We start from the raw sequence: 19,505 nt of genomic DNA on the forward strand, positions 1-19,505 counted from the left end.
GTGTATCAGCCACAGTAAAGAGACGTGACCAGTGCAGAATTCCTGAATTTTTGAGTCTCGTAGTCACTGCCCTATAAAGGTTTCAGGAGATGTGGCCCATTTTTACACGAATCGGTGCCATACCCCTGGCGTGGTTGGTGACTTCAACTTTTTGCACAACACCACGGGCTATACGCTGGTTACTGCGATCGAGAAAGCCCAGGCCAACCCTGGCAATGTAGCAATGTCGTTCATCGACACCTGCGGGCGCAATAGCCTAAACATTGGATTCACCCTTTACTACGACAATAGATCTGTTATCCCTGCCACAGACCGACTGGGGCTCTTCATTGCACGGGGTGTATCAGGGGCAGCCTTCCGCAACCTACAGAGCGCTAATGGGGCTTTGGCTGGCACTGGGCCATTTCTGATTATCGTCAACTTCGACGGGGCCAATACTCCCACAGTGCGCATCAATGGAGGTGCCGTGGGGCTACCAAATAACTTCGGCAGCTTCGGTACACCCAGCAGCGCCAACCATACGTTCCCGATGACGGAGGGGAAGATCGCCAGCGGGTCTAGCGAATACTTCCACGGGAAGAAAGCCTTCACCGCCTTTATGGCGCAGCAGACCCTAACCAAAATTCAGGAGATAGAGGCCCACTGGATGGCGCTGCTAGGGATTGGCTAACCTGGCCACGATGACAACACCAAGCCCTGGCGCGATCGCCAGGGCTTTTTTATAGTGCGCCAAAACGAAATCGCCCCAATACCCAGGGATAGTTTTGGATACTGCCCTTTTGCTACGCCCCTACTCGGGGCGATCGCGGGGGAGCCACACAGTACGCCAAGGTTTGGGTAAAAAATCTGCAGGCCGCCAGCAGCGCCGGGGCCAGGGCTGTGGGACAAATCAGGTTAGACCACGTCAGCAAGGTATCAAAACGCTATGAGCCAACACCATGCGATCGCCAGCACCGACCGAGGCAGCATCGAAGCTGTAGTGAGCAGCGCCGGGATTTTCTTCGACGTGTGGGACGGCCAGGGCAACTATCTGGGCTGGGCACCGACCGAGGCCAAGGCCAGGGCCATGATTGAGGCACAATAGGCCCAATGGAATTTCACCACGCCCCTGGCCCAGCGCCGGGGCTTTTTGTTGCGATCGCACCCTAAACCGCCCGCGCCATAAGGTTTACGCTGGTTGCGCCCCGCCAGGGATGGCGTAGTGTCTGAACGGTTCGGAGCGTAGCCCCGTAGGGCGTAGCCGCGCCATCTGACGCCCGATCGCGCCGGTGCAATGGTGCAGGAGCTGCTGTGGCAATTAATGGCGGGGGATGGCGTCAAGCATGCTTGACGGCGCCCAAAACAAAACCCCCGACCGCAGCGCTGGCCAGGGGGTTGATTAATGGGTAATTGCATCAGCTCTCGCTCGCTGCTGGGCCTATGGTGCCCTTGGTCGGCGTGGACGGTATCGGGGCAGGGGGGCGATCGGCCATGTGGCTTAGGCTGTTTTTAGCTTCAGTTCAAAGCTGCTGGGAACTTCTTTGAAATATTCGTTGTGCCAGTGTAGCGGGTCGCCTGGTGCTACTGGCCCCTCATAACTGTGGCCGATTGTTATCTCAAACTCAGGGAGCTTTTCAGACAGCAGCCTAGCCGCTTCTTTATATTGAGATTCCAGCTCTTCAATTGCAGCCTCCCAATATTCGTAGGGTACATCCCTCGAATCGTCGTAGCCGTCCACGCCTTGCCCGGGCCTCTCGCTCTCTAATGGGTGCATGGGCCACAGGCCTAGCATATAGTCTCCCATCATGCAGACGGACAAAGAATCCCCGTCATCATCTACGCCAAAGATGTTTGATGCACCGAGTACCGCTTCAATGTCTTTCAAGATGATGGATGCCAGGCTACTCATGGCCCTCACCCCCTAAAATATCCCCACGCTTCACTGAGTACCGTGCCAGCAGGCCGTCAACATTGCGCAGGTAGACAACACCGCGCTTTTCCTCAGAGTCCACTCGCGACGGCTGCTGAAACACTGCCCCAATGCGATCGCAGTAGTCGGCATAGGCCTCTACCGCATGGTCGAAGTTATCAACCTCAACCACCCATATATCGCCAGGCGTCCACCCGAAGGCACCATACAGCCTCTCACACAGGCTCTTATCCATACGCTGCAATGCATCGTTGTAGAGCTGGTTAATCGTGGTTGGGCTGACCTTCGATCGCCTGGCCACCTCCGCCTGGTTTAGCGGGGGCTCATGTTTGGCCATCAAAACCGGCAAATTGCTTTTCACTTTCATCACCAGAACTCAATACGCTTAATCTAACATAAACTTACAGATATCTGTCAATCTGTATCAGATATCTGTTGACATTTCTGCCAGGTATCTGTAATACTAAGGATATCCCGAGGGGGGAGAAAACCCAAAGGCAGGTGGGGCAGGGCCACCGAACCGGGCAACACTCCCCGCTGCCGCTGGGATGGGACCGGGCCAACCACGCTGACCACGCAACCACTACGGAGGAACCGACCATGCTCGCACTACGCCAGGCCGCTGAATGGCTACGCTGCCAACCCTACAAGGCAGCGCCCGCCTACTGGGTCGCCCAGGCTGCCACCCGCTACGGACTGACCGACCAGCAGCAGGCCATTCTGCTGCACAACGCCAGCCGGTAACCACGCCGCTGGGGAGGTGCAATGCCTCCCACTGGCCTTAGCCCCACCCACTACACGGGGCTATCGTTTTTCGGAGTTTTCGCCATGTTCGATATTTTTCTGTACGCCGTCGCCATCGTCGCCGTTCTCTGGTTTGTAGGTGAGCCCAGCGAGGCCACTCCTGCCACGGTGCCAGTGCCCGATGTTGCCCCGCAGTCCGAGCCACCCCGCCCTGTGCCCGCTGTCGCTGCTGCGATCGCCACCCCGGTAGCGATCGCAAGGGTCGAGGTCGCTGTATCTGCCAAGCCAATCGCCGCGATGACCAGCGCCGAGCTGCGGAAGGAATGCCAACGCCGGTGTATCGCTTGGCGGAATGCCCACGGCAAGGGCAAACACCTGCGCAAGGGAGAAATGCTTGAGGCCCTGGCATAGGGCCGCGCTGCCAGCCCACGGCGCTAAGAGAGGGCAGATACAACAAACCCCCGCCGATGTTTCAAGGGCATGGCAGGGGCAGTAAACCGAATCTGAAGGAAACGATTATGACCGCAATTCTAACAGCACCAACCCACTCCGCCGACGTTGGCCGCGGCTCTGGCCGTCGCACTCGCACCCGTTGGTATCGCGCCGTCACTGCCTGCACCATTGAGGGGCAGACCGTTATCGATGGGGTGAACGTCGAGGTGCCCAGCGGGGGCTACTTCGGCTGGGGAGAGCAGGCTGCGATCGCTGCCTACGTCACCCAGCACCACCCCGGCTGTGAGGTGGTAGATACCTGGCCCATCGCCCGACCGTTCGCCGCCTAGACCGCCCTGGGGCTGGCCCTCGCTGGCCCCACCTGCACACCCTACCGCGTACCACCATGGCCCACACCACACCCACGGCAACCAGCCACCATCAGCCCCCGAACTGCGGCGCTATTGCGGCGCATGATTGCAGAAAGGCAACGGCGGGAACGGGAGTTAGAGCAGCCCCAGGGCACTGCCCCACCTTCTGAGCAGTAGAATCGGCTGAGAATTTCACACGCCCCTGGCTACGGCTGGGGGCTTTTGCTTGGGTACAACACCCGGATACCGCTGGGCACTCTTGTAGTGGTTACTTGAGAGACATCCGAGGTGGGGTCATGAAGTTTTGGAACACGATTCTGCTTGCCCCGCTGGTGCTAGGGCTCAATGGGTGCCTAGGCTTATGGGCACTAGATGCCGCCCTGCCTGAGGATGATGAGCCAGAGCAGGCCGCAGCAGCTGAGGCAGTAGCGAAAAGTGACAATTCCTTTGGTGAGGCTGTAAATGCAGCCACTGCCGCAGCAGAAGGCGCACAGACAGCTAGAACTGCGCGAGATTGGGTCAGGGTTGCTGATGGATGGGCTGCCGCGATCGATTCACTAAAAGCCGTCCCAGCCGCCAGCGAAAACTACCAAACGGCGCAGCAAAAGATACCTGAGTACCAAGCGAACTACGACTATGCAAGCAAAAACGCTGCCACCGCCAAAGATAATGAAGCTGCAGCAGCTGCCAAAAAGATTGACGAAGCCGTTGATGCAATGAAAACGTACCTGCTCGTCATTGACCCAGACAAAGAATTTCTTTTAGACGCTCAAATAATTGGAGATGATGACCGGTATCTTGGCATCGCTGTAACCACTGCCTGGGCACGCATGCCCCAGGAAACGCAAGAGCTTTTTCTCTCTCAGGCGGGTAAGGCTTGGGCAAACCAGAGAAGCCCAAGTAAGCCAAACGAAACAATGGTCTTCGTTGTTGATATTGGTAGAGAGAAAATACTAGGACGATATGACGCTGGCGGGCCTCACATCATGGATTGATCTTCCTGACAGCAGTACCCATGCCGCGCCGTCGGTGAGACTGCCATGAGACAGCACCTTACCCTAGTCCACCGCCATGGTTATCTGCTCGGTAGGCAACTATTCAATGGGCTAAAAACGTCTGGAATCCCCGCCTCATAAGCGATACAGCCGTTTCTAATGTGGACTAAACCAACTACGACAGAATCAAGGTTTCCGGCAACTGGCACACACCTCGATCGAGGTCGAAAAGTCCAAAATTTAGGCCAGGATTTTCGGCAACTGGCACAAGGTATTTTTACTTATCTCTCTGGTCAGGCCTTAGACTCAGCTTGAGACAGCGATCGAGGTGCCAGCGGTTGATTCTGGCCACGTAGCGATCGCGCCGGTGCCATGAGGGATAGGGTAGCGGTTGCCAATGGGGCATAGGTGACGCTGTTGACGATGGTAGGGCAATATCTATCTGCCAATCAGATTAGATGGTAGCCGCCTTTTTGAATTGGCGAAAATACGAATTTATAGATTTTCGCCAAGGGTTATTGATGAAAATAGACAATGGCACCCAGGCGGTTTAGAGTTCCTCCTATATGTTGGAGGGCATAAATGTACGTCACTGTGGCCGGGTTTAAGGGAGGTGTGGGCAAAACGACTACAGCCGTTCACTTGGCCTGCTTCTTTCAGCAGCACGGGCCGACCCTGCTCGTCGATGGCGACCCTAACTCCAGTGCTACTGGTTGGGGTCAGCGAGGTGAACTCCCCTTCAAGGTCGTTGATGTCATGGCGGCACCCAGGCATAGCCGGAATTATGAGCACGTCATCATAGACACCGCAGCTAGACCGGATAAATCTGAATTAGAATCACTGGCCGATGGGTGTGAGCTACTAGTACTCCCTACCACCCCCGCCGCTCTTGACCTAGACGCCATGATGCAAACCGTTGACCTGCTACAGGCACTAGGCAGCGGCAAATACAGGATTCTGCTTACGATGGTGCGATCGCGCCCGGTTAAGACGGCGGGGCTAGCCAGGCAAGCTTTAGAAGGACTTCCTCTTTTTCGCCAGGACATTAGAAACCTCATCTGCTACGAGAAAGCCAGCCTTGAGGGCGTACCCGTCTACCAGGTCAAAGACCGCATGGCCAAAATCGCTTGGGGCGAATATGAGCGAGTTGGCAAAGAGATTTTAGAGGCTGTAGACAATGGCTGATGAAAATCCCTTCAAAGACCTGCTAGCTCATCGGGCAAAAAAAACAGCAGAAGCAGGCCCAGAGCGAGAAGAGGTAAAGCAGGAGCAGTCGGTAGAAGCCTCTCAGCCAAAAGGCAGGAAACGAGGTCGGCCAGCGACCGGGAAACGATCAGACCCTGGCTGGATTGGCAGAACTTACTACGTCAAGGAAGAGACTGATATTGATGTAGAGATGGAATTAGCCTTATTGCGCCGCCAAGGTGTGGAAGTGGATAAGTCTGAATTGGTGAACAGCCTGCTGGATGCCTGGTTGAAGTGGCGGCAAGGTGAAAATTCAGACAGACTGATGGGCAAAATTTCGCCAAGGCGAAAAGGCAAGTAATGCCCTAGTGACTCGCCTCTACCTTGCCTGAGGCACGCCGACACCATGCAACACAATGCGCCCACAGTGCGACACTTTGTTACACCGTATTTCTCAGCAGCAATCGCCCTTCCTGGCATCCACCTGGTAACACCTCACCTCACCCGTGGGCACAGGGCCGCCCTTGCCTGTGCCCACAATGCGCCGGGTAACTGTGACAAAGTTGGGGCAGTCTGGGGGCACGGGTAACCCTGGGATTGGCCGTAGCTGGGGGATAGGTACTTTGGGGCTCATTGCTTGCTGTAGCGCTCCTTAAGCACGCGGGCAAATTCCTGGGGGCTAAAGTTTGGCACCTCCAGCAGCGAGTCTACAAACTCTTCGACCGTTTGCGGAAATAGCAACCTGTACTGCCTCATCGCCTCAATCTCAGCCTTACTTAGCGGTGCCTTTCGGGTGCCCTGAGCTGCCACCAGTGCCCGGTGCAGTTCGTGGATCGTCTCCTCCAGCATCGCCTTGAAGTCGAGCTCAGCAGGGCGAACGCCTTGGGTCGATGGGGGTAGGTCGGGGTCATTCTTTAGCTCGGGAATCTCAGCCTTCATAGGGGCGAACGCTCCATCCGGTGGGGTTTTCAGAATCTTCGACCAGTGCCAGCCCGTAGCGTTTGAGGCATTGCCTAGCGCTGTTAAAGTCGTCGTCGAGGCCAAAATACTTGGCCAACATCCCCAGCGCCTGCATTTTTGAGTGCATCTTCACGGTTTTGCGCCCGCCGCTATCAGTAATCGACTCAACCGCCCGCTGCACCTCCGGCGGTAAGGTATCGCTAGGCTTCACCTGCACCCCGTGCGGCCCCCAGGTTAGAGCGTCGGTGATATTCGAGAATGCGATCGCGCCGATCTCTTCGAGGGTGCGCTCTAGGGTGACGTTAGCCGCCTGGCTGGTCGTTTGCCGCAGCTGGGCCAGATAGGACTGCACCTTAGCACTCCTTAGCATTCTGCTGGCCCCAGACTCAGCCGCCTTCGTTGAGCAACCGTAGATCGATTGGTAAGCCCCAGCAGCGTTATTCATGCGCAAGTATTCCCGGCAAAACTGGGCCTGCCTGTCGGACACGTTTTGGGCTGCTGGGTCAGTGGCCATGGTTAACCCTTCCACCCCAACAGCTTCCGCCCGTCGCGCGACGTTCGATTTGCGACTTGGGCAGAAGCTTGAATCCAGGGCAGCTTGCCGCGATCGGAGCGTGAATCAAAGGCCAACTCGCTGAACCTGCGCATCCTCGCCGCATCGAGCCGGGCCTTGGCCGACTTGCAATTTTCGAAGTAGTTTGAGAGCGCAGCGTCAAGTTGGTCGCTCAAATTATTGATGCGCGCGATCGCCGCATCAACATCCTGCTCGTCCTGCTTCAGCTGTCGCTCTAGCTCTGCCGCGGCCAAGGCCGCGGCCGCATCCTGCTCCTTCCGCGTCTGCTGCTCAGACTTGGCCGCCTGCTCAAGTTCTCGGATCTCGCCGGTGAGGGCCGTTAGCTTGGTTTTCAGTGTGGCCGCTCGGGTGGCCGCGTCGGTGAACTCAACGGTGCCCACCTCTGCCCCAGATAACTGGGACTGAAGCCGCGAGAATTGCACCGACAGTAGTTCGTGCCGCTGCTGCGCGTCGGCCAGTTGAGCGATCGCGCTTTGTTGGGTCAGGGTTGGGGTAGCCATCAGCGCTGCCCTCCCCAAATTTGATTGATTGTGGCGATATCGTCATCATCGACTGTATCCAGGCGGGCCGCAGATTCACCGCCCCACTGGGCATTAATCGCGTCGATGTCGGTGTCGGTGTGCTCCTGGAGGTGCTGGGGCAGCAGCACACGGGCCATGCGCTCGGCCACGTGGGTTATTACGTCGTTGAACTCGGGAGGTGGGGTCTGCATAGGATTTTCAGTCTTTTACCTTATTGTAGTGTTCGTAATCGAGCGTGTTACAGGCTACAGCGCCTCACGGTGGCCGGGGCTGGTGGCGGTTAGGCAGCATTTTGATCCCTCCAGCGATAGAAGGCCCACCCGGACTTGCATCCCAGTGCATGGGCACACCAGCGCCATACCTCTAGTGGTACGTCACGCTCTTTCTGAAGCTGAAACATTAGCCAGCTCTTTTTGTAACCCCGTGATTGCTGAACATCGACAAGGTATTGCCAGATGCCGCGCCAGGCGGTTAGGGCGTCGCCGTCGAGGTTAGCCACCTCAACCAACTGGGCTTCAACTTCTACCGCCTGTGGTCGGGGTGGGGCTGGAATTATCTCGCCCGATTCGCCTCGCTGAAGCGCTGGGGGCTCACCCTTCGGTGGTGCCTCAAGCGTCCATTCAAAGTGTGAATCGGGCAAGCCTTTCGTCCAGTTCGAGGTGTGGTCAATGATGACGCTATAGGGCTTATCCTCAGCCACGCGCAGCACGCGCCCCAGCATTTGCAGATGCAGCCCTAGGCTGGCGGTTGGCCTGGCAATCTGACAGCAGGCCGCGTCTGGAACGTCGAAGCCCTCAGTAAACAACATGCAGTTGCTCAGCACTCGAATATCGCCCGCCCTGAAAGCGGCTAGGGTGCCTTCCCGGTCTTCCCTGCTGCTGGTGCCGTCGAGGTGTCGAGCAGGGATGCCCGCCGCATTAAAACGTTCGGCGATCGCGATCGAGTGCTCAACATTCAAGGCAAAGATAATATTTTTCAGCCCGTCAGCGTACCGCCGGTAGGATTCAACCAGGTTGCCGCTCAGGGTGATGGCGTCGTTCAGGTCGGCCAGGTCGTGGATCGAGTAATCGCCCATGGTGCGCCGTGCGCCTGCCGTCTGCATGGGCTGTGGGTCAGCAAATACTTTGAAACGTGACAGATACCCATGCTCAATCAACCACTTAACGGTGGGGCCAGTCACCAACTCATCAAAGATATGGTCGAAGCCATTTTTGTCAGTGCGGGCTGGCGTAGCGGTCACTCCTAACACCCTGGCGTCGGGGTACTGGTCGAGCACCTTCAGGTAACTGCTGCTGGTGCAATGATGCGCCTCGTCTATAACAATCAGGTCCGGGGGCTGTAGGTAAGCCAGCCGCCGGGTAAGGGATTGAATGCCCGCCACCTGCAGCGATGCTGTGTAGTCGGCTTTGCGCCCGCCCTGAATTAATCCGGGGGTGAGCCCTGTCTCACGGTGCAGTTTGTCGCTGGCCTGTGACAGCAGCTCTTCACGATGGGCAATAATCAGCACCCGTTGCCCGGCTGCCACAGCCAGGCGAGCCAACCGTGCAAATGTGATGGTTTTGCCCGCGCCGGTCGGCATTTGCAGCAGCACCCGGTCGGTGCGAGTAAAGGCTGCCTGCACATCTGCGATCGCCTGCTCTTGATAGTCGCGCAGCTGGGGGAGGTTGCTAGACATTAACCAGCACCTCCCATGTTTCGCGCCCTACCTGTGGGGCTAATGTGGCAGCTAGGTCGTTTAGGGCATCTGCACCAGCCTGTTGGGCCCAAGCAACCATCTCCTGAAGCTCTGCCCAGTCACCTGGGCTTATCTCCGGCGGGGGGGGTGTCACACTAAATCCAGTACCTGGTTCTAAGGTCTTGGATTTAGTGTGACAGGGCTCAAGGGGCGGCTCTGCCGTGGCTTCACGGGTTGCACCCGCTGACTGGCACCAGCCCTCCGCTGCCGACTCAGCCATGGCCCAGTGCTTGCCCCATGCCTCTAGCAACTGGGGGCGCACGTCATCGGGGTCGGCCATACCGTGAGACTTGGCCACAATCTTTTCTACCCGCACCGCGATCGCCGTGTCGGTGTTGCCCAACTCGTAGAAATGGCAGGGCTTGCCGTTGACGCGCTTCTGAGTGGTCTTAGCCGTGGGCAGCCCCAGCAGCTTGTTCAGCGCCTTACAAACTAGGGCTGTGTCGCTTTTCTCGCTCCAGCTCATCTCGTGGTCGAGGTACAGCCGACAGAACACGCTCAGACGCTGTTCATTGGCCCTGAGTAGCGCTGCCAATTCCTGCACCGCTGCATCGGCTTTGCAGAACTCGCCTAGGGTGCCGTCTACGATGGCCTGCACTAGCTCCGACTGACTGAGCAGTGCTGCAATATCGAGGGCGGCTAGGTCGATACGGTGGGCCAGCTTACGGATCAGTGTTAGTGGGCCATATTGGTTACCCACTGCGATCGCACTGTCGGCCAGGTGCGCTCGGTGCTGCTGGAGTGCTGCGCGTGCTGCTGGGTCTTTGGTCAGCAGTAGGATGCCGAGCACCAGCGTTTGGGGTTCGGCGCGTTCATTGTCGATAACCTGGCTCAGAATCCAGTCGGGATTCTCTAACGGGCTCAGGGGGAATCTGGCTGCCAAGTCAAGCTTTTTACGCTTGCACCCGAGGATAAAGCCCTGCTCTCTGATATCGCCGATCTTGTCTTGGTAGTCGGGGGTGTATTCCCCTAGATGCCGATGCCCGCGTGCAATACATGCCGCCTTCGTTTCATCATTGCGGCGCTTGTGCTTAGCGACCTGGCTCTCCCATCGGTCGGTGGCGTCAGAGTTGCCGGTGATGGCCTCGCTGGGGTCAACGTTGAACCCAACCTGGGCCAAGCGTTTGAGTAGATACTCGCTCCTGAAAATGCGCTGGGCTGCATCCTCAGCCTTATAGCGGGCCAGCAGGGTGAACTCAGCCTCTAGCTCATCGATGCGGTTCTGCACCTCTGCCAGCTGCGCTCTATTGCCCTTAGCCGCAGTCTTGAGTAGTTCGACCTTATAGGCATTGGCTGCCTTGATGCGCTCCAGCTGCCACGCTACAGAGACCTGCTCAGGGCCTGAGAACGTTAGCGAGGGGGGGTGAATGTGTAGCTGGGGGATTTCTCCGGTGAGCAGCTTCCTAGCCCTGCTCAGGAATTGATACCCCTGCTCACTGGTTTGGTTGGGAGAGAGCCGCACGAATACCGCATCGGGCTTGGCCTTGATGTCGGCCCCAGTCTCAGCCAGGCGGGTAACGATGGTGATCTGACGCTTGGCACAGACTTGGTCGGGGTTGAATGCAAAACCGCGTCGCTGGTCGATGGTAGAGAATGTGCCGTCTCTCAGGGTGCAGCTGATGCCACGGGCGATCGCCATCCGTTTGATGGTCTTCGCCATCTGTACAGATGGCTCCAGCACCAGCAGGGTTTGCCCTGCCTTGGCTGCCTGAAAGAGTGCAGCTAACCAGGGATACTTGCCGCTGTTGCCTTCGTCGTCGTCAGTGTAGATCTGTACTTCAACATCTTCAGGGTGGAATGCCGCCCCGTAGTCGCGTTGGATTTCTACGATGTAGGGCTGCTTGCCGGATAGGTGCGCGATCGCGTCGATGGTGACCGGGCTCATATTGGCGTTAAGCCAGAGCTGGGTTTTAACGCTCTTTGCGAGTCTGCGCTGGGTGCTTAGGTTTGCGTCCTGAGCATCGCCTAGGCTGCCCTCCAGCAGTCGGGGCAGTAGTGCGTCGGGCTCATCTACGATTAGTAGCTCTGGGGTTCTGCTGCCGATTTTATACACCGATTCAGCAGGCATTGAAACCCGTGCCCAGTCGATGGGTACGGTTTTGCCCGATGCCGTCGAGGTGGTGCCCAGTCGGTCAGCTTGGCCAATGCTGAGGTTTTGTGTGGATGCCTCACCTGCCAGTGAAGGATGGCCCATGTACTCATCGAGGGCCACCGCAAGCTGGGTCTTACCGCAGCCGGTGTTACCAGTGCCAACGGTGGGGGCATCGACCTGCAGGAGTGCTGCCAGGTCGGCCTCAGAGAACCCGTTCTGACCATTGATAATGATGCGATCGGGTACAACCTGGCCAGGTTCATAGATGGCCTGCACCTCTGCTTTGATGCGCTCAATCTCGGCCAGCGCCCGGGCCTCGGTGTACTGATCCTCAAATTCATCTACGGGTAACGAGAGCCCATACTCCTTCTCTACTGCCTGCCACTTTTCTCGAGTGCGCCGGGTTGCCCCAGTCTCTGGTTTGTCGCCGTCGCCGCTGGTGTTGGTGGTTTGTGCATTAGTAATGGGTGCAGCTTTCCCCCCCCTCTTAACCGCGCCCCTTGCTTGCTTTGGGAATCTAAAGCCTTCCTGCTTGGCCAGGTAGAACAGAGTGCCCAGGGTAGCTTTGCGTGTGGGCTGGCTGGTGCGTACTGAATCGAGGATGCGATCGAAACCACCGCGCCCCCAGTCACCGCGCCCGCCATCCCATTCGCGCAGCATCTGCTCGCCTTCGGGGCCGTACTCATTGAGCACACCGCCAATCATCGGAATTAGGTCGGCATAACGCCCTTCACCTGGGGCATAGGGGCGAACACAGCTCAGAGCATCCCTGACAACATCGCCAGACTGACTCTTAGGCATCTCTGCCCATCGCCGCCGGTTGGCCTCGGCTTCGGCCTCAGCTTTGGCAACAGCAGCCTCATACCATGCGATCGCGTCCTCAACAAATGACGCGGGCAACTTGGCTACATCGTTGAGCAGGAACGGCTCGCGACCTGGCGCACCAAAGAAATAACGGCTGGCATCCTTACACGCTCGGTCAGCACTGCCAACGATATAGGCCAGGTACTGGTTACAGATCCTGATAGTGGCGTGCCCTTCGACGGCTCGGGGGAGCACAAACACAAGACGGAATTTGTTGTGCTCTGACGTGCTGCTGGCCGATTCAATGCCTAGCCCACAATGCCGACTGACAACCGGGTTAGCTATTGCCTGGGCGATGGTCATGCCGCTGTCTATGTCGAGGGCCAGCACCTCAGCATGGTTGCTATAGCGCTGATACCGCCGCTGGCCTGCATCCAGTAGTGCAGGCATCCATGGGTGACCAGCGCCGATGTGCTCAGCCAGCTGGGTCAGCGTCAGCTTGCCCGCAATCCATGCTTTCGCATAGCTGAGCATGTCGGCGTCACACTTGCCGACAACCTTTTTGTTAATGCCAACGGTGAAGGTGCTCATGCTGCCACCCCCTGCCCCTGCACCCGGCAAGCCTTGATCGCCGCCTTAGCCACAACCTCAAATTGACCAGGGCTTATCGCCCCTGCCCAGTCTCGAAACTCGGCCACGATGTAGTCAATCTCTGGCCCAGCAAAGCTACCGCCGAAGCTGCGATCGCTGTACCCATCGATGCACCTCCACCGCTGACCAGGGCCGTAGTGGAGCAGGTCTGGCTCAACCCTTAGGGGGGTATCGGGTTGTCCCTGCTGGCTGAATAGCGGCAGCTTGTGCCCGACTGGGATCCGAAGCGCCATATCTGGGGCTGTTGCGGATCGATCTGGGGCGTGTACAATATTGTTGAATGCGCCCGCACCCCCGCGAGCATTTATCGAACGGTTGTTCATTGCCTTGCCTGGCTAGTTGTGCAACCCTCCGGAAAACCCGTTTCACATCCTTCGGTCGCCAAACTTTAGGGAATGTGAGCGGGTTTTCTGCTGGAGGGGCGGGTTATATCCCTCCACGGGGGAGCGCCTTCGGTCGCCAAACTTTAGGAAACGCTCTTGGGTCTAGTCTAAACTCGTATTTTCTCGAAAATACGAAACGTCTTTTTATCCCAAAACCCCTATCCTGTAAGGGTTTCAGGAACATCTTTTTTCCTGCCTCGCTTAACTAAAGCATCTGCCCCGGTAGCAGCCAGACGGTAGCAGCCAGTTCCCTCAATATTTTCTGATTTATTCAAAGCGCTTCTGGCCTTGGTGAACGCTCGAACGGCCTTTAGGACTGACGGGTTGTCCTGCTCTGCAATAGGTAGGACTACAGAGAAGAACGTCTGGGTGCAGGCTGAGGTGAAGGGATTTTCTAGGGCATTTACCTTGCGATTCTGCGTAGCCCGGTGCCTGACTATCTCACGCTTCCCGCTAAAGTCGCCTTTGAATGCCCACCCTATCGCTTCGCTTTCGAGCAACAACACCTCAAACCATTCCGCCTGGTGCCGATAACCCAGCGCTTCTGGAGCAACCTCTTGAACCGCAGATATTAGATTAAGCAGTGCTTCCGCAACAGCTCCTACTGCCTTCAACTGCCGGGCTGTTGCTCGGGATAATCCCCTTACCCTGAATTTTTTGTTCCATTTCCGACGGATTAGCTCAACCAATATCAATTGGTTGTAATCCTTGGAAAACTGTGGTTGCTGGTCCGATCTTATCGGTGCCGTGATTCGGTAGCAGACTTGCCGCCAGATGTTGTCAGCTGGGGGAGTCGGAGGGGCAAACATGCTACTTAAAACTTCATCAACGGTCAGGCTCATCATTCCCCCTCCGGCAACTGCCACGGCTCAATACCCGCGTCCCTGAGCTGCTGCTCTAGCCGGGCCTCTCGCTCTGTTCTGATGTCGAGCTCTGCGTAGGCGTCCCCCAGCGCTGCCAAGTCGGCCTCGGTTCGCTCTAGCCGCTGAACCAGCAGCGCATCGCGATCGCTCTCACTACGCTCCACACCAAAGGCAGCATCAAAGCGACGTTCTAGAGATTCCTCTAGCAAGGCATCTACCAGGGCAAAAGCTTGCTTATTCCCTCGGTAGGACTGCCAAAGCCAGTATTTACTAACAATGTTCAGCGGGATAGCTTGAATGCGAGTTTGCCCCCTGGCTTGATCGGGAGCAGATTCTACTTCCACCTCAGAAACCGAACCCGTATAACCCCCGCCTAGCAAGCGTTCTGCCGCCTTCGAGCGCAAAAAATCGAAAGCGTTTCTAGCTGTCAACCCCACTGATTCAGCCGTGCCGGAGATGCTCATCCGATAGGAGCCATCGGGCATCTGAAACCCATCGACCGACAACGGGCCGATCGCAACCGTGGCGCGCTTGGCTTTGTCGCCGGTGGTACTCATTTGCCTGCCTTCTCAATCTTTGCCAGATAGGCGGCCAGAGCCTCTTCTGCCAGCTCCGACATGGTGCGGTTCTGTTTGGCCGCTGCTACCTTGAGCCGGGTCTTGATGTCCTCGGAAACGTCAACCTGGAGCCGCATTGTGTCGCCTTCGGGAATTAATGCCACTAATGCTACCTCAACTAGGAATAATGATCTTCGCCTCTTAATAGTAGCACTACTACTAAAAGTATGTTACTACTATATTATAGCAACGAAACGGCATAGGCACAGGGCTGGCACTACTTGGCCCACTGTTTGCCGTGCCAATCCGCGCCAAACCCGTACCCGCAACGGATTAAAGGACTTTTAGCTATGACCGAACTCGTTAGCCTTCACTCGTTCTGCAAAGAGAATGGCAACCTGCCTAAGACCAGCGTGCGCCGCTGGCTCAATGACCACGGCTACAGCACCAGCGACGGCCTAAGTGCCCTTGCTGTCGAAGCTGCGATCGCGCAGTTCTGCCCCCCACCTGCCCCGGCTGCGTTGCCCCCTGCCTCTGTTCTTGCCGAGCCCGCCGATGCCGGCATGACCATCGACGTGGGCAACCACTGCACCACCATCGACCTGCCCAACTATCAGGGGTTGACCGTGGACCTAGGGCAATTCCGAGACAGCAGCGCACTGGTGATTGACGACCCTTTAGCGGTAGCTGAGCAGTTTTTGCAGACTGCCGACCTGATTCAGGGGGCGCTGATCAATGACATTGCCGCCCGTGAGCAGCGGTTGCGGGCCACTAAACAGGCCCAGGGAACGATCGCTGCCAAGGCGCAGGAGTTAGCCCTAGAGCAGCGCTTATACCGCCTGCAAACGGCGCAGATTGACCAGGCGCAGAGTGATGAGACTACCGCCCTGGCCGATGCCTTGGCGCAGTTGCAAAGCCTGGGAAAGCCCAGCGCCGCCCCTGCCGATGCCGCTGGCTAATCCTGCCCGCGATCGCCCTGATGACCGTGTCCTTAGTTCTTTACCTGAGTTAATCCCATGCACGAAAAGCTTTTCGCCTGGTACCAATCTTTACCTAGCTTTGTTCAATCCCTGATGCAAACCCCAGGCAGCTTTGGCATTTCTAGCCACTGGGATATCGCTGCTGGCCGCGCTGTGATTGTCGTTCCCAGTATTGAGGCTGCTAACTGGCTGCTGGCGATACAGCCTGAGCTGAAAGGTGCGCAGGTGGCTGTGCTCATTCCTGATTACGCCGCTGCCCAGGCTGCCCTCAAGGCCGCTCGCGGCTAGTTCCGCTCTTGCCAATACCAACCATTAACCATTTACCTGAGCTGAAACCATGGAATCCAAACTTCTCAATTGGCTCGCCGCGCAGGGCGAATGCTTCCAAACCTTCCTTGGACTACCGCCACAGCCCCCCACGTTGCACTGGGATGCCTGGAACGATTGCGCTGTTCTGGTCTGCCATGCCTCAGCTGCACCAGCTTTTCAAACCCTAGTAAACAACGGCCACGTCTCCAATTTGACCATCGCTGTTCGCTATGACGGCGAACCCATGAGGGTTGCCAAGGCCCTCAACCAACGCGCCAAAGCTTGAATCCTGCCACTAAAAACCCCCAGCGCTGGCCGTCAAACCTGCTGGGGGCCTTGCCCGAGAACCCTTACGTAAACGGACTCACACCATTATGAGCCATGACCCCAGGGCAGACGCCCTCGCTATCTGGTTAGTTCAGCAGCAGGAGTCTAGCCGCCTGGCCCAGCAGAAGACCCCACCCGGTGAACTGCACCTCCACCAGCACCACCATGCCGCCGCTACACCCGCGCCGATCGCAGAGCCAGAGCAGCCCCAGACCGTGCGACTGCACCCGCTGTTTGTGGCCACCTACATGCTGTTTGTCTCAGTGGCCCTCAGCCTACCGATCGCTCTGATTGCCGCCATTGTTGAAGCGGGCAGCAGCCCCGATGTGCAGTACGTTCAGCCGCCTCGAGGAGGGTGGTAGCCATGACCAGCAACCAAGACCCAAACCGCCCCGAAATTATTACCCGTACCGCCTTCGGTGGGAAGTCTGCCGTAGCCTTGGGGGGCAACCGCTACAGCGTTAAGTCTGAGGCCATCTACCGGGCTGCCAATGCGATCGCCCTCCCCGCTCGAGGCCTGCTGGTTGACTCTGCAATGTGGGTAACAACCCTGGCCGTGCTGTTTCGTCTTCCCTTCTCTCTGATGTATGACGGCCTGTTGCCCTACTACCTGGGCCTAACTGCCATGCTGCTCACCCTAGTCCCGCCCGTGGTGGCGATCGCCATGGTGGCTGAGTCGCTGCCCAACCACCGCGCCGACTGCTGGTGTCGGCTGGTCATGGTGGTCGGTTCGCTGGCGATCGCAACTAACGGCTTTTGGATGAGGGCGCTATGACTACCCGCTATAACTTCGATCGCGCCGACTATCCCCTGCTTCAGGCCATCCGTCTACGCCGGGGCATTTTGTCTTGGGGCATGGGCTTAACCGCCTGGGCTTTGCTGCTGGGCTCCACCTTGATAGCAGAGGAGCACGACAACCGCCTGCATTGGGTGCGTACCGGCATCATTGCCGCCACTCTGCCGATCGCGGCTTTGGGTCGCCTAGCGGTGGAGGACTCGGTTAAGGCTGGTCGGGTGCTGCTTGATTACGAGGATGTGACCGACGCAGGCCGCCAGCAACTGCTCTGGCAAGAGACCACCGACGCGGTAGAGGTAGGGGCCATTTCTGAGGCTGAAGCTGCTGAATCGGTGGAGGTAGTCGACGCCTGGGAATACCTGATTGCGGCGGCTAAGGAATGGCGCACCCACCTAGCCTTACTCAGCCCCACCGACACTGGTAAATCGTCATTTCTGTACCTGCTTTTGGGTGCCCAAAGCCGAGCCCGTGAGACGGTGCTGCAAGTGGTAGAGGGCAAAGGGGCCGCCTGGTCTGGGGTGCCGACCGAAAACATTCTACGGATCAACTTTCGGCCCTCGCTGGAAGACGCCCATACCATCTGTTACCGGCTGCACAAGCTGCTTAACCTGATTCAACAGCGAGTAGACCAAGACAAATGGGAAGGGCCGCAAATGGTGACGGTGCTGGAGGAATACCTAACCCTCAGTACTGGGCTAAAAAAGCGCAAAGGGGCGTTTGAGCCCTATGGCCGCGAGCTAGAGATCAGCGTAGAGGCTATGGCCAGCGTAGCTAGGGGTGGGGGTGGGCAGCTGGTGCTCATCTCCCAATCGCCCAATGCTGACGACCTGAAATTTAGCGGCGGCATTCGCTCAAACTTCCGGGTTGCCTGCCTAGGGTCTCGCCTTGGGGGATTCGATGCCATCGAAAATATGATCGGCAACTACCGCTTTGTTAATGACCGCCACCGCGATCGCATCGAGGCAGAATACCAGTCCGCCCGTCGCCAGCTCAAAAGCGATCGCCACCCGCTGGTGCTGACAAACCTGCTAGGAGAATGGCGTTGTTTCCCACTGCCGTACCTCACCGAAACGCAGCTGGCCGCCCTTGACATTGCCTCTCATCCTGTGCCTGATGAGCTGATTCAAGACGATGGCTGGCTGCCAGGAATAGATGAGATTGGCAGTAGTGACACAGGCCCAAGGCCCTCGCAGCCCGCAACAATTCACCGCCCTAAACCAGCGGTGACAACTGTTGAACCAGATGAGGATGAGCAGCTGAATCTGGAGGCGATCGAGGGGATTATTTTTGAGGTACTGGCCGGGGCATCTGAGCCGATGAAGGCGCACGAAATCAAAAACAAAAGACGCCCACTCAAGAATGTTGATAAAGACCTCTTCGCTGTCATTTTGGCGGGGCTCACCAGACGGGGTGAGCTGCTCCAGACAGACGAGGAGAACCCACGCTACAGCCTACCCCCTAACTCTAATCTGACCGGACGGGGGTAGGCGTCCGGTAGCGTCCGGTGCCTTGCAGCATGGGCGTCTGGTGCCGTCCGGCGTCCCCGTCCGGTGCGTCTGACCGGACACCCCCACGGGACGCCTTACCGGACGCTCCAGACCGCTCCAGACGCTAACAACAAACCCTAGAAAGTGAGCACCCAAAAATGGCTTGGCAATGCCCTTACACCCCACTCGAATTGCACCAGCTTAACCCCCACGATTTTGCCTACGGCGATCGCGTTGTCTTGCCCGATGGCCGCACTGGAATGGTGTCGAAGGTTGGCTACAAATACGGCCACGTTGATGCCGACGCCGGGGCAGATTGGAAAGGGCTACTGGCAGAGCTGAGGCCAGCCACGCCGACCGAAATAGGCCAGCCCAGAGTGCAGCAGCTGAGTCTGTTGTAGTGCCGCAGCCCACAGCATTGAGGGCCTGAAAACTTCACCCAGGAGTAACTATGTCAGATCCCATCTTGACCACGCCCAATCTAGAGTTCTACATCAACCCCGAGACCCCCGATACGGCCTACACCGAGAACCCAGTTCCTCAGTTAGCGGGGCCAAGCGATACGGTTGGTTACGCAGAAACCAGGGGCAGCAACCCTATCCCATCCGAGCAAGATATCGAGGCCAGCCGCCCCACAATGAGCGACATCAACGGCCAGCCTGCTCTGCTGTTCGATGGCGTTGACGACTTCCTCAACTCTGGCGGGGGTATGGCACCGATTCGTGTAAAAATGGGCCACATCTCCTGAAACCTTTATAGGGCAGTGACTACGAGACTCAAAAATTCAGGAATTCTGCACTGGTCACGTCTCTTTACTGTGGCTGATACAC

The 19,505-nt window shown here is 57.5% G+C and carries 29 protein-coding genes; 16 read left to right on the forward strand and 13 right to left on the reverse strand.

Features of this window, described 5'->3' with window-relative positions; genetic code table 11:
- The first annotated feature begins 91 nt into the window (after nucleotides 1-91).
- A complete protein-coding gene (locus ACQ4N7_RS28335) occupies nucleotides 92-670 on the forward strand; it encodes a hypothetical protein (protein WP_430714796.1) in 579 nt (192 codons plus the stop codon).
- A gap of 255 nt (nucleotides 671-925) precedes the next feature.
- Nucleotides 926-1,084: a hypothetical protein gene (locus tag ACQ4N7_RS28340; RefSeq protein ID WP_430714797.1), complete on the forward strand. Its 159-nt coding sequence runs from the start codon at nucleotides 926-928 to the stop codon at nucleotides 1,082-1,084.
- A 393-nt stretch (nucleotides 1,085-1,477) separates the two neighbouring features.
- Here the strand turns inward: ACQ4N7_RS28340 and ACQ4N7_RS28345 are convergent, their stop codons facing one another.
- On the reverse strand, nucleotides 1,478-1,888 hold the full coding sequence (locus ACQ4N7_RS28345; RefSeq protein ID WP_430714798.1) for a hypothetical protein: 411 nt from the start codon (nucleotides 1,886-1,888) through the stop codon (nucleotides 1,478-1,480).
- On the reverse strand, nucleotides 1,881-2,276 hold the full coding sequence (locus ACQ4N7_RS28350) for a helix-turn-helix domain-containing protein (RefSeq protein WP_430714799.1): 396 nt from the start codon (nucleotides 2,274-2,276) through the stop codon (nucleotides 1,881-1,883). The genes ACQ4N7_RS28345 and ACQ4N7_RS28350 overlap by 8 nt, the downstream gene beginning before the upstream one ends.
- A 233-nt stretch (nucleotides 2,277-2,509) precedes the next feature.
- On the opposite strand from ACQ4N7_RS28350, the gene ACQ4N7_RS28355 reads away from it, so the two are divergent.
- The 4 genes from ACQ4N7_RS28355 (at nucleotide 2,510) to ACQ4N7_RS28370 (ending at nucleotide 4,451) form a co-directional block, all read left to right on the forward strand.
- Nucleotides 2,510-2,653, forward strand: coding sequence for a hypothetical protein (locus ACQ4N7_RS28355; protein WP_430714800.1), 144 nt, complete (start codon nucleotides 2,510-2,512; stop codon nucleotides 2,651-2,653).
- 84 nt (nucleotides 2,654-2,737) lie between these two features.
- Nucleotides 2,738-3,064 carry a hypothetical protein gene (locus ACQ4N7_RS28360; protein ID WP_430714801.1) on the forward strand — a complete coding sequence of 109 codons (327 nt, stop codon included), beginning with the start codon at nucleotides 2,738-2,740 and terminating at the stop codon, nucleotides 3,062-3,064.
- A gap of 107 nt (nucleotides 3,065-3,171) precedes the next feature.
- Nucleotides 3,172-3,435 carry a hypothetical protein gene (locus ACQ4N7_RS28365; RefSeq protein WP_430714802.1) on the forward strand — a complete coding sequence of 88 codons (264 nt, stop codon included), beginning with the start codon at nucleotides 3,172-3,174 and terminating at the stop codon, nucleotides 3,433-3,435.
- 317 nt (nucleotides 3,436-3,752) lie between these two features.
- Nucleotides 3,753-4,451, forward strand: coding sequence for a hypothetical protein (locus ACQ4N7_RS28370; protein ID WP_430714803.1), 699 nt, complete (start codon nucleotides 3,753-3,755; stop codon nucleotides 4,449-4,451).
- Nucleotides 4,452-4,728: 277 nt separating this feature from the next.
- Here ACQ4N7_RS28370 and ACQ4N7_RS28375 read toward each other — a convergent pair whose 3' ends face one another.
- Nucleotides 4,729-4,857: a hypothetical protein gene (locus ACQ4N7_RS28375; RefSeq protein ID WP_430714804.1), complete on the reverse strand. Its 129-nt coding sequence runs from the start codon at nucleotides 4,855-4,857 to the stop codon at nucleotides 4,729-4,731.
- Between the two features lie 176 nt (nucleotides 4,858-5,033).
- On the opposite strand from ACQ4N7_RS28375, the gene ACQ4N7_RS28380 reads away from it, so the two are divergent.
- Together ACQ4N7_RS28380 and ACQ4N7_RS28385 are read left to right on the forward strand one after the other, a co-directional pair.
- Entirely contained in the window at nucleotides 5,034-5,636 is a 603-nt protein-coding gene (locus tag ACQ4N7_RS28380; RefSeq protein WP_430714805.1) for an AAA family ATPase, read from the forward strand.
- Nucleotides 5,629-5,997 carry a hypothetical protein gene (locus ACQ4N7_RS28385; RefSeq protein ID WP_430714806.1) on the forward strand — a complete coding sequence of 123 codons (369 nt, stop codon included), beginning with the start codon at nucleotides 5,629-5,631 and terminating at the stop codon, nucleotides 5,995-5,997. The genes ACQ4N7_RS28380 and ACQ4N7_RS28385 overlap by 8 nt, the downstream gene beginning before the upstream one ends.
- A gap of 269 nt (nucleotides 5,998-6,266) precedes the next feature.
- Here the strand turns inward: ACQ4N7_RS28385 and ACQ4N7_RS28390 are convergent, their stop codons facing one another.
- From ACQ4N7_RS28390 to ACQ4N7_RS28435, 10 genes are all read right to left on the reverse strand, one after another.
- Nucleotides 6,267-6,575 (reverse strand): hypothetical protein, encoded by a 309-nt coding sequence (locus ACQ4N7_RS28390; RefSeq protein ID WP_430714807.1) that lies wholly within the window; start codon nucleotides 6,573-6,575, stop codon nucleotides 6,267-6,269.
- A complete protein-coding gene (locus ACQ4N7_RS28395; RefSeq protein WP_430714808.1) occupies nucleotides 6,565-7,110 on the reverse strand; it encodes a terminase small subunit in 546 nt (181 codons plus the stop codon). The genes ACQ4N7_RS28390 and ACQ4N7_RS28395 overlap by 11 nt, the downstream gene beginning before the upstream one ends.
- 2 nt (nucleotides 7,111-7,112) lie before the next feature.
- Complete coding sequence (locus ACQ4N7_RS28400; protein ID WP_430714809.1) at nucleotides 7,113-7,670, reverse strand: hypothetical protein; 558 nt, start codon at nucleotides 7,668-7,670, stop codon at nucleotides 7,113-7,115.
- Nucleotides 7,670-7,882, reverse strand: a complete 213-nt coding sequence (locus ACQ4N7_RS28405) for a hypothetical protein (RefSeq protein ID WP_430714810.1) — start codon at nucleotides 7,880-7,882, stop codon at nucleotides 7,670-7,672. The genes ACQ4N7_RS28400 and ACQ4N7_RS28405 overlap by 1 nt, the downstream gene beginning before the upstream one ends.
- A gap of 89 nt (nucleotides 7,883-7,971) precedes the next feature.
- Entirely contained in the window at nucleotides 7,972-9,366 is a 1,395-nt protein-coding gene (locus tag ACQ4N7_RS28410; protein ID WP_430714811.1) for a DEAD/DEAH box helicase, read from the reverse strand.
- A complete protein-coding gene (locus tag ACQ4N7_RS28415; protein ID WP_430714812.1) occupies nucleotides 9,359-12,913 on the reverse strand; it encodes a hypothetical protein in 3,555 nt (1,184 codons plus the stop codon). The genes ACQ4N7_RS28410 and ACQ4N7_RS28415 overlap by 8 nt, the downstream gene beginning before the upstream one ends.
- A complete protein-coding gene (locus ACQ4N7_RS28420) occupies nucleotides 12,910-13,206 on the reverse strand; it encodes a hypothetical protein (RefSeq protein ID WP_430714813.1) in 297 nt (98 codons plus the stop codon). Before ACQ4N7_RS28420 ends, ACQ4N7_RS28415 begins: the two co-directional genes overlap by 4 nt.
- A 308-nt stretch (nucleotides 13,207-13,514) precedes the next feature.
- Nucleotides 13,515-14,198, reverse strand: coding sequence for a hypothetical protein (locus ACQ4N7_RS28425; RefSeq protein ID WP_430714814.1), 684 nt, complete (start codon nucleotides 14,196-14,198; stop codon nucleotides 13,515-13,517).
- Nucleotides 14,198-14,776, reverse strand: a complete 579-nt coding sequence (locus tag ACQ4N7_RS28430) for a hypothetical protein (RefSeq protein WP_430714815.1) — start codon at nucleotides 14,774-14,776, stop codon at nucleotides 14,198-14,200. The genes ACQ4N7_RS28425 and ACQ4N7_RS28430 overlap by 1 nt, the downstream gene beginning before the upstream one ends.
- Nucleotides 14,773-14,940 (reverse strand): ribbon-helix-helix protein, CopG family, encoded by a 168-nt coding sequence (locus ACQ4N7_RS28435; protein WP_430714816.1) that lies wholly within the window; start codon nucleotides 14,938-14,940, stop codon nucleotides 14,773-14,775. Before ACQ4N7_RS28435 ends, ACQ4N7_RS28430 begins: the two co-directional genes overlap by 4 nt.
- A gap of 186 nt (nucleotides 14,941-15,126) precedes the next feature.
- Here ACQ4N7_RS28435 and ACQ4N7_RS28440 point away from each other — a divergent pair, with 186 nt between their 5' ends.
- The 8 genes from ACQ4N7_RS28440 to ACQ4N7_RS28475 all read left to right on the forward strand — a co-directional run bounded on the left by ACQ4N7_RS28440 (nucleotide 15,127) and on the right by ACQ4N7_RS28475 (nucleotide 19,423).
- Nucleotides 15,127-15,735, forward strand: coding sequence for a hypothetical protein (locus ACQ4N7_RS28440; protein ID WP_430714817.1), 609 nt, complete (start codon nucleotides 15,127-15,129; stop codon nucleotides 15,733-15,735).
- A gap of 57 nt (nucleotides 15,736-15,792) precedes the next feature.
- On the forward strand, nucleotides 15,793-16,044 hold the full coding sequence (locus ACQ4N7_RS28445; RefSeq protein WP_430714818.1) for a hypothetical protein: 252 nt from the start codon (nucleotides 15,793-15,795) through the stop codon (nucleotides 16,042-16,044).
- Nucleotides 16,045-16,093: 49 nt separating this feature from the next.
- Nucleotides 16,094-16,351, forward strand: coding sequence for a hypothetical protein (locus tag ACQ4N7_RS28450; protein ID WP_430714819.1), 258 nt, complete (start codon nucleotides 16,094-16,096; stop codon nucleotides 16,349-16,351).
- Between the two features lie 88 nt (nucleotides 16,352-16,439).
- Nucleotides 16,440-16,754, forward strand: a complete 315-nt coding sequence (locus ACQ4N7_RS28455; RefSeq protein ID WP_430714820.1) for a hypothetical protein — start codon at nucleotides 16,440-16,442, stop codon at nucleotides 16,752-16,754.
- A gap of 2 nt (nucleotides 16,755-16,756) precedes the next feature.
- Nucleotides 16,757-17,167: a hypothetical protein gene (locus tag ACQ4N7_RS28460; RefSeq protein WP_430714821.1), complete on the forward strand. Its 411-nt coding sequence runs from the start codon at nucleotides 16,757-16,759 to the stop codon at nucleotides 17,165-17,167.
- Nucleotides 17,164-18,675 carry a hypothetical protein gene (locus ACQ4N7_RS28465; RefSeq protein ID WP_430714822.1) on the forward strand — a complete coding sequence of 504 codons (1,512 nt, stop codon included), beginning with the start codon at nucleotides 17,164-17,166 and terminating at the stop codon, nucleotides 18,673-18,675. Before ACQ4N7_RS28460 ends, ACQ4N7_RS28465 begins: the two co-directional genes overlap by 4 nt.
- 158 nt (nucleotides 18,676-18,833) lie before the next feature.
- Complete coding sequence (locus tag ACQ4N7_RS28470) at nucleotides 18,834-19,076, forward strand: hypothetical protein (RefSeq protein ID WP_430714823.1); 243 nt, start codon at nucleotides 18,834-18,836, stop codon at nucleotides 19,074-19,076.
- Nucleotides 19,077-19,126: 50 nt separating this feature from the next.
- Nucleotides 19,127-19,423, forward strand: coding sequence for a hypothetical protein (locus ACQ4N7_RS28475; RefSeq protein ID WP_430714824.1), 297 nt, complete (start codon nucleotides 19,127-19,129; stop codon nucleotides 19,421-19,423).
- The last annotated feature ends 82 nt before the right edge of the window (nucleotides 19,424-19,505 follow it).

The organism is Nodosilinea sp. AN01ver1 (assembly GCF_050565655.1).
Classification (GTDB): domain Bacteria; phylum Cyanobacteriota; class Cyanobacteriia; order Phormidesmidales; family Phormidesmidaceae; genus Nodosilinea.